At 54.5% G+C, this 4744-nt stretch carries 4 protein-coding genes; 2 read left to right on the top strand and 2 right to left on the bottom strand.

Annotation, left to right across the window (positions count from 1 at the left end; translation table 11 throughout):
* Nucleotides 1–64: 64 nt before the first annotated feature.
* Together J7M22_07255 and J7M22_07250 are read right to left on the bottom strand one after the other, a co-directional pair.
* Complete coding sequence (locus tag J7M22_07255) at nt 65–781, bottom strand: protein-L-isoaspartate(D-aspartate) O-methyltransferase (protein ID MCD6506409.1); 717 nt, start codon at nt 779–781, stop codon at nt 65–67.
* The gene (locus J7M22_07250; protein ID MCD6506408.1) at nt 778–2169 is read right to left on the bottom strand and encodes an RsmB/NOP family class I SAM-dependent RNA methyltransferase; all 1392 of its coding nucleotides are present in this window, start codon (nt 2167–2169) and stop codon (nt 778–780) included. Before J7M22_07250 ends, J7M22_07255 begins: the two co-directional genes overlap by 4 nt.
* Before the next feature lie 141 nt (nt 2170–2310).
* On the opposite strand from J7M22_07250, the gene lnt reads away from it, so the two are divergent.
* Together lnt and J7M22_07240 are read left to right on the top strand one after the other, a co-directional pair.
* Nucleotides 2311–3957 carry an apolipoprotein N-acyltransferase gene (lnt, locus tag J7M22_07245; protein ID MCD6506407.1) on the top strand — a complete coding sequence of 549 codons (1647 nt, stop codon included), beginning with the start codon at nt 2311–2313 and terminating at the stop codon, nt 3955–3957.
* Between the two features lie 3 nt (nt 3958–3960).
* Nucleotides 3961–4383: an HIT family protein gene (locus J7M22_07240; protein MCD6506406.1), complete on the top strand. Its 423-nt coding sequence runs from the start codon at nt 3961–3963 to the stop codon at nt 4381–4383.
* Nucleotides 4384–4744 lie beyond the last annotated feature (361 nt).

Raw genomic sequence — 4744 nt, 5'->3', positions numbered from 1 at the left:
GGATTTGACCCGGACGGAGGAATCGCAGGTTCCCCCGCGCACTGCGATTCCTTCGTTATTTTTATCATCTCGGTTTCCTGTTCGGCCCCAGAAGCGGCACGAACATCACCGGTATGATGTTCCTCTGTTTGAGCTTTCCCTCTTTGGTCTTCTCTATAAGGATCAGGTTCTGATAGAGGAAGGAGCCGACCGGTATGCACATCCTTCCGCCCGGTTTGAGCTGTTTTATCAATGGGGGCGGAACATGACGCGCGGCACACGTGACGATTATGGCGTCGAAGGGGGCGTGTTCCTTCCATCCGTAATATCCGTCGCCTATCTTCACCTCGACGTTCTTGTAGCCGAGTTTTCGCAGCCGCTTCTTGGCCGGTTCGCCCAGTTCCTTGATGATCTCTATCGTGTAAACCTTTTTAACGAGCTTCGATAGCACCGCCGCCTGATACCCCGATCCGGTTCCCACCTCCAGCACCACGCTGTCCTTGTTCACCTTCAGAAGCTCCGTCATCAGCGCGACGATGTAAGGCTGGGATATGGTCTGGCCATAACCTATCGGCAGGGGACGGTTCTCATAGGCATAGCGGGTGAGGTTTTTCGGGACGAACTCATGTCTCGGCACCTCTCCCATCGCCTCAAGCACGTTCTTATCCTTTATGCCCTCCCGCTTAAGCACATCGACCATCTGAGCCCTGCGGAGCCTATGAACCTCATCGTCGATGGCGAAAAGGGAAGATGAGACGATAAGCGAGAGGAGAACTAAGATGGACGTGATGGCTTTCCTCATAAAATCCCCTCCATCCTCAGTGATTCGTAAAGGCCGTTTCTGTGGGAGGCCTGCATCTTACATTTGACATGTCCGCCGGCCATAAGGCCGTTTCCGATCACCTCATCCCTGAAGCAGAGGGCGACATACCCGTTTTCGGCCGACGCCTCCACCTTCGCCCCTCCCGAGAGCAGGACGCTGCGCAGCACTTCGATCGGAAGTTCAACTCTGCTTTTCCTGATCCTATCTCCCAGATAGACCAATCCCCAATCGGTGGGTCTGATCCTGCCTCCCCTCATAAGCCCCGCTATCCTGAGGCCGAAACCCGACGTCCTGAAGATCTCAAGCATCCTCAGATCCGCGGTGGTCATCCACATGTAATCGGATCTTCTGATGAAACTCATGCCCTCAAAGGCGGACGGATCAACGTCGAACCTATCGCGGTAATACCCCACGACGTCGTCCGCCGGATCTGACGGATGTTCCATCTCGTCTATCCTGTCCTTTTTCCCCCTGGGATCATCCAGCTTTCTCAGCTTTGCGACAAAGGCGCCGCCTGAATCCAGAAGATGCGGGTATATCCGGATACAGAGTTCCATATCGGGATGGAACCTCCTTCCCTCCCATTCGCTTAGGCCGGCGAGATGAGGTATATCGATATCGATCGGCTCAAGCCGAACGGGGCGGTTTTCAAGGGCATGTTGTATGACCATCTCGTTCTCCTCAGGGGCGAAGGTGCATGTCGAATAGACGATCACTCCGCCGATTTTCGTCAGATCTATCGCTTTGAGGATGGCGTTTTTCTGGAACGAGGAGATCCTCCTTATGTAGGTGAGGTTAGCGCCTCCTCTCAGGAAAGGCGATCTCCTGGCGTTTCCCTCGGCCGAGCACGGGGCGTCGAGGAGGACCTTATCGAAGAGCGTCTTTTCGGGCAGCGTTATGCCGTTGTAATTGCATATGATCGTGTTTGTCACGCCGAGCCTGTTCAGATTCCCGCTCAGAGCCCTGAGCCTTTTGAAATCGAGATCGTTGGCGATCAACGTGCCGGTGTTTCGCATCATCTCGGCGAGGTGTGTGGCTTTGCCTCCGGGCGCCGCACACATATCCAGTATCCGCTGCCCCGGCTGAGGGTCAAGTGCCAGAGGGGCCGCCATCGACGATGCCTCCTGAGGATAGTAGTATCCCTGCCAGTATTCGAAGAGCAGCCCTATCGATTTGGTACCCCTCACCGTGAAGAAATACGGACACCAGGGGGCCATCTCCACCTTAAGCCCCTTCTCCTCGAGCCTCCTCCTGAGATCATCGGGCGAGATCTTAAGCGTGTTGACCCTCAAAGTATGAGGCATCGGCCGTTGTATGGCTTTCAGGAACTCGCCCCAGTTGGGGATGATGTTCTTGTATCTCTCCATCTCGCCTCCAAGCGTTGAACTGCTATCATTATCATATCATGTTACGCCGTTTGAGGCAACTTGACGAAATCCAATCCGTTATGGGATAATAGGCGTGCTCAGATCTTCCAGAAGAGGGTGGAGGATGTCCGGGGAGACGGGATGGCTGATCTCCTGAAAGGGTTAAATCCCACCGTTCAGGCGCTTTTGGCAACGTGGCTTTCGGTTGATATCATGACCACATCGTCCAAGCACAACAACCACAATGGAAATCGATCGGATCTGCCGCTTAGCTGGCGGCATAGGATGGGTCTGTCCATCCTCGGGGGAGCCCTCCTGCTCCTCTCCTTCCCCTTCTTCAACCTCTGGCCGCTGATATGGATAGGGCTTGTGCCGCTGCTGATAGCGATACAGGGCGTCAAACCCAGGAGAGCCCTGCTTCTGGGATGGATCTGCGGGGCGATTTACGTCTCAGGCATGACATATTGGATCCTGCCGCTCTATCCATATGCCAATTTCCCGATAGTCCTGCTTGCCACCCTGCTTCTGACCGGATATCTGGCGTTTTACGTCGCCGGATTTTCGTGGATAGTCCGAAGACTTAACCTCAGATCCGCTCCGGCCTACATCTTCATACCCGCTGCCCTCTGGACGGCGCTTGAGCTCCTGAGAGGATGGCTTTTCACCGGATTGCCCTGGGGAAGCCTGGGACACAGCCAGTATAGGTTCCTCCCGATAGCGCAGATCGCCTCCATAACCGGCCTGGGGGGGATAAGCTTTCTGATCGTCTCCGTGAACGCCGCTCTGGCGAGGTTGATACTGGAATTCAGGAGGTGGAGGGAGGAGATACGATATATCCTCATCCCCTTCGCCCTATTTCTGATATGCCTCTCCTATGGGATCTGGAAGCTCGAAAGGCCCCTCCCCCCTAAGGGCAAGATCGAGATCGCCCTTATACCGGGTAACGTCCCCCAGAGGGAGAAGATGTACGGCGATCCCAGGGTGACCTTCAGGCGATATCTGGAGAACCTTGATGAGGTGACTTATGAAAGGCCGGATCTGATAGTCTTCCCCGAGACCTTCGTGCTGATGGATCTTCTGAGACCCGGCCGGAGGGAATACGTAGAGATACTTCAAAACAGACTTAGGGAGGGCGGCAGTTGGCTGCTTTTCGGCATCCCACACTATGAGACGAAGGGCGATAGGGGGGATTACAACGCGGCAGTGCTCCTCTCCCCCGATAGGGTTGTCGGGAAGTATTACAAGCAGCATCTTGTGCCGTTCAGCGAATACACCCCTTTGAGAAGGTATCTCCCGAAATCCATAAAGGAGAAGGTCGTCGGAATGGCCGATTTCAACAAAGGAAAGGAGAGCGTCGTCTTCACACTGCCGAACGGCGTCAGGTTCGGCGCGGTCATATGTTTTGAATCCGTCTTCCCATATATCTTCCGCGAGTTCGTCCGCAAGGGCGTCGACTTCATGGGGGTAATAACCAACGATGCCTGGTTCGAAGGGACATCCGCCCCATATCAGCATTATGCCATGGCGCCGTTCAGGGCGATCGAGATGGGCAAGGCGGTCTTCCGATGCGCCAACAAAGGGGTAACCTGCGTGATAGGCCCCAAGGGCAGGGTCATAAGCGGGGTTGTAAAACCGGATGAAAACGGCACCATCATCGCCGAGGTGCCGCTGTATCCGGGGATAACCCTCTATATGCGTTTCGGCGAGTGGTTCCCCCTGACATGCCTGATCGCCCTTTTAGCATATATGGCGCTTTCATACTTCATGAAAAGGGCACAACGGAGGTGAACCATGTCTGAGTGCATCTTCTGCAGCATAATAAGCGGTGATATACTCTCGACCAGGGTCTATGAGGATGAGGATGTGGTGGCCTTCATGGATATCAATCCCGCCAATCCTGGCCACACCTTGGTCGTCCCTAAAAGGCATTTCCGAAACCTGTTCGACGTCGATGAGGAGGTGGCGGCCAAGGTGATGCGGGTCGCCACTAAGATCGCCAAGGCGATCAAAGAGGCGCTTAACCCCGACGGCGTAAACCTCTTTCAGGCCAGCGAAAAGGCGGCTTTCCAGACCGTTTTCCACTTCCACATGCACGTCATACCGCGGTGGGAGGGAGATGATCTGGTGGAACCCTGGAAACCCGAGAAGGGAGATATCGAGGAGATCGGCCGTATTGCGGAGAGGATAAGGGAATCCCTTTCTACTACATCCTGAAGGCGTGACCTCCTCCCACCCCTGAAAGGAGATGGGCTTCCTCCTTCATCGAAGCGGCTTACATCGGAGGAACGAGGAGAAAGGAAATCCGTTGCACGTTCAACGTTTAACGTTGTAACGTTTTCCGCTCCCGGTTCCTCGTTCCTTAACCTTTGCAGAGGCCCTCTTCTTCAGAGGCTTAAGTACGGGCGAAAAATCTTTCGCCCCTCCTCTCTGTTCGGACCGGTCCGGCCCTAGGGTTTATACCGAAGGTATTATACCACAATCGGAGATAAAAAACAAGCTGCCGCTATCGTTCATGTATAATGTTACCGAAATCGGATGTAGGCTCAAAAGATAATGTTACCGAAAGGGAGAGGAG

It is taken from the genome of Candidatus Poribacteria bacterium (genome assembly GCA_021162805.1).
Taxonomy (GTDB): domain Bacteria; phylum Poribacteria; class WGA-4E; order B28-G17; family B28-G17; genus JAGGXZ01.
This window is presented reverse-complemented; position numbering and strand designations above follow the sequence as displayed.

Excerpts from the sequence above, each read along its gene's own strand:
- J7M22_07255 (MCD6506409.1), bottom strand. The coding sequence starts at position 781 with ATGAGGAAAGCCATCACGTCCATCTTAGTTCTCCTCTCGCTTATCGTC.
- J7M22_07250 (MCD6506408.1), bottom strand. The coding sequence starts at position 2,169 with ATGGAGAGATACAAGAACATCATCCCCAACTGGGGCGAGTTCCTGAAA.
- lnt (MCD6506407.1), top strand. The coding sequence starts at position 2,311 with ATGGCTGATCTCCTGAAAGGGTTAAATCCCACCGTTCAGGCGCTTTTG.
- J7M22_07240 (MCD6506406.1), top strand. The coding sequence starts at position 3,961 with ATGTCTGAGTGCATCTTCTGCAGCATAATAAGCGGTGATATACTCTCG.